This window comes from Flavitalea flava (genome assembly GCF_054461575.1).
On record NZ_JBTLQH010000105.1, the window covers coordinates 1 to 3,336 of the forward strand.

Below are 3,336 nucleotides of genomic sequence, written 5' to 3' on the forward strand. Positions count from 1 at the left end.
AAAAAAAAGCCCTGTCAAGTAAATGACAGGGCTTCAATGAATATGGCAGCTACCTACTCTCCCGCATTGTGGTGCAGTACCATCGGCCATGAGGGGCTTAACTTCTCTGTTCGGTATGGGAAGAGGTGAACACCCTCGGCAAAACCACCATAAGAATGTAAAATATCAGATCCTATTCTCTCACAAAAGAGACATCCGATATCAATAATGTACATATTGGGAAGTTGTAATAACTCGAATGATAAAAAAAAATTAAAGCATACGGGCAATTAGTACTACTCGACTTTACTGTTACCAGTTTTATATCTATAGCCTATCAACGTCATAGTCTCTGACGACCCTTAAAAGAAAACTCATCTTGTGGAAGGTTTCACGCTTAGATGCTTTCAGCGTTTATCCTGTCCGTACATAGCTACTCTGCACTGCACCTGGCGGCACAACAGATACACCAGCGGTACGTACGACCCGGTCCTCTCGTACTAAGGTCATGTCCACTCAATTTTCTAGCGCCCATCACAGATAGGGACCGAACTGTCTTGCGACGTTCTGAACCCAGTTCACGTGCCACTTTAATCGGCGAACAGCCGAACCCTTGGGACCTTCTCCAGCCCCAGGATGTGACGAACCGACATCGAGGTGCCAAACCTCCCCGTCGATATGAGCTCTTGGGGGAGATCAGCCTGTTATCCCCGGAGTACCTTTTATCCTTTGAGCGACGGCCCTTCCATGCAGAACCGCCGGATCACTTTAGCCAGCTTTCGCTCCTGCTCGACCTGTATGTCTCACAGTCAAGCACCCTTATACTAATGCGCTCTTCGTACGATTACCAACCGTACTGAGGGTACCTTTGCAAGCCTCCGTTACACTTTAGGAGGCGACCACCCCAGTCAAACTACCCACCATGCACTGTTCCCCGCAAGGGGTTAGACTCTAAATCAAAGAAGGTTGGTATTTCAACGACCTCTCCACAATGGCTGGCGCCACTGCTTCGTAGAGTCCCAACTATTCTACACATCCGTAATTCAAAATCAATGCAAAGTTGTAGTGAAGGTTCACGGGGTCTTTCCGTCCCGTGACGGGTAACCGGCATCTTCACCGATACTACAATTTCACCGGGCTCGTGGAGGAGACAGCGTTCAACTCATTAGACCATTCGTGCAGGTCGGAACTTACCCGACAAGGAATTTCGCTACCTTAGGACCGTTATAGTTACGGCCGCCGTTTACTGGGGCTTCAGTCAGAAGCTTTGGCTTGCGCCGAACATCCTTCCTTAACCTTCCAGCACCGGGCAGGTATCAGGCTCTATACGTCATCTTTCGATTTTGCAGGGCCCTGTGTTTTTGTTAAACAGTTGGTTGAACCATTTTGCTGAGGCCTACCGAAGTAGGCTGTCTTTATCCCGAAGTTACAGACACAATTTGCCTAGTTCCTTCTCCACGGCTCACCCGAGCGCCTTAGAATACTCATCTCGTCTACCTGTGTCGGTTTGCGGTACGGGCCGCTTTAGCCTAGCCTTAGAAGTTTTTCTCGGAGGTCTGATTAGGGACATTATCAACGCTGCCGAAGCTTTGCTGTACTATCAGGTTCGCCAAGCCGTGCGGATTTGCCTGCACAGCCTATAACTACACCCTTTAACGTGAACATCCGTTGTCACGCAGTCCTTTCACTACCCCGTCACTCCATCGAAACTAAAGCGGGTACTGGAATATTAACCAGTTTTCCATCAGCTTCCCCTTTCGGGTTTGCCTAAGGACCCGACTAACCCTGATCCGATTAACGTTGATCAGGAACCCTTAGACTTTCGGCGATAAAGTTTTTCACTTTATTTATCGTTACTTATGCCTACATTTTCGTTTCTGAACGCTCCAGCATATGTCGCCATACACCTTCGCAGCTGATCAGAATGCTCCCCTACCGATATACCACCTAGTGGCAATCTTAGAATTTCGGTTCGTAGTTTGATGCCCGATTATTTTCCGTGCCTGAACCCTCGACCAGTGAGCTGTTACGCACTCTTTAAATGAATGGCTGCTTCCAAGCCAACATCCTGGCTGTTATAGGGTTCAAACTTCGTTTGATCAACTTAACTACGTATTAGGGACCTTAATTGCTAATCTGGGTTATTTCCCTCTTGGCCATGGATCTTAGCACCCACAGCCTCACTGCCGCAGATATTTATTAGCATTCGGAGTTTGTCAGGGTTTGGTAGGCGGTGAAGCCCCCTAGCCCAATCAGTAGCTCTACCTCTAATAAACTTCTATATGCGACGCTGTTCCTAAAAACATTTCGGGGAGAACGAGCTATCTCTCAGTTTGATTGGCCTTTCACCCCTATCCACAAGTCATCACATAGCTTTTCAACGCTAATGGGTTCGGTCCTCCAGTATGTGTTACCACACCTTCAACCTGCTCATGGATAGATCACAAAGTTTCGCGTCTGCCCCCACTGACTAAGCGCCCTATTGGGACTCGCTTTCGCTACGGCTCCGTTACTAAAGAACTTAACCTTGCCAGTGAGGAGCAACTCGTAGGCTCATTATGCAAAAGGCACGCCGTCACAGATTGCTCTGCTCCGACCGCTTGTAGGCGCACGGTTTCAGGTACTATTTCACTCCCCTGTTTGGGGTGCTTTTCACCTTTCCCTTACGGTACTGGTTCACTATCGGTCTCTAAGGAGTATTTAGCCTTACCGGATGGTGCCGGCAGATTCAGACAGGATTCCTCCGGTCCCGTCTTACTCAGGATACTGCTCGTCCCTGTCAATTTGTACTTAAGGGGCTATCACCCTCTATGGCTCAACTTTCCAGATGATTCAATTTGATGACAGTTTCTAAATGCAGTCCTACAACCCCGAAGCAGCACGCCACTTCGGTTTGGGCTGTTTCCTTTTCGCTCGCCACTACTCAGGAAATCACGTTTGTTTTCTTTTCCTCCAGGTACTTAGATGTTTCAGTTCCCTGGGTTGGCTTCCTTTCGGATAATACACCTTCAGTGTACTGGGTTGTCCCATTCGGAAATCTGCGGATCTAATGCTTGTGTGCAGCTCCCCGCAGCTTATCGCAGCTTACCACGTCCTTCATCGCCTCTTAGAGCCAAGGCATCCACCATACGCCCTTAATTGCTTTAAAAAACTTAAGATTTTTGAGAGTCTTACCTCTTAAAGTCACTCGGTATTACAACCTATTTTTTCCCAATATGTCAAAGAGCTCTTGATATACTTTATGTCGACAACTCGCGTTATCTGCATACCGTTACCAATAGTTGATGTGTTGGACTTGAACCAATCGATCCGCCTGTACGAATCACATCATCTGTTTGAAAGAACTTGTAAAGAACT

2 rRNA genes are annotated in these 3,336 nt (G+C 47.7%); both read right to left on the reverse strand.

What is annotated here, in order from left to right:
• Positions 1-40: 40 nt before the first annotated feature.
• A 5S ribosomal RNA gene (gene rrf / locus ACX0G9_RS31525) occupies positions 41-152 on the reverse strand.
• A 97-nt stretch (positions 153-249) separates the two neighbouring features.
• A 23S ribosomal RNA gene (locus tag ACX0G9_RS31530) occupies positions 250-3,127 on the reverse strand.
• Positions 3,128-3,336 lie beyond the last annotated feature (209 nt).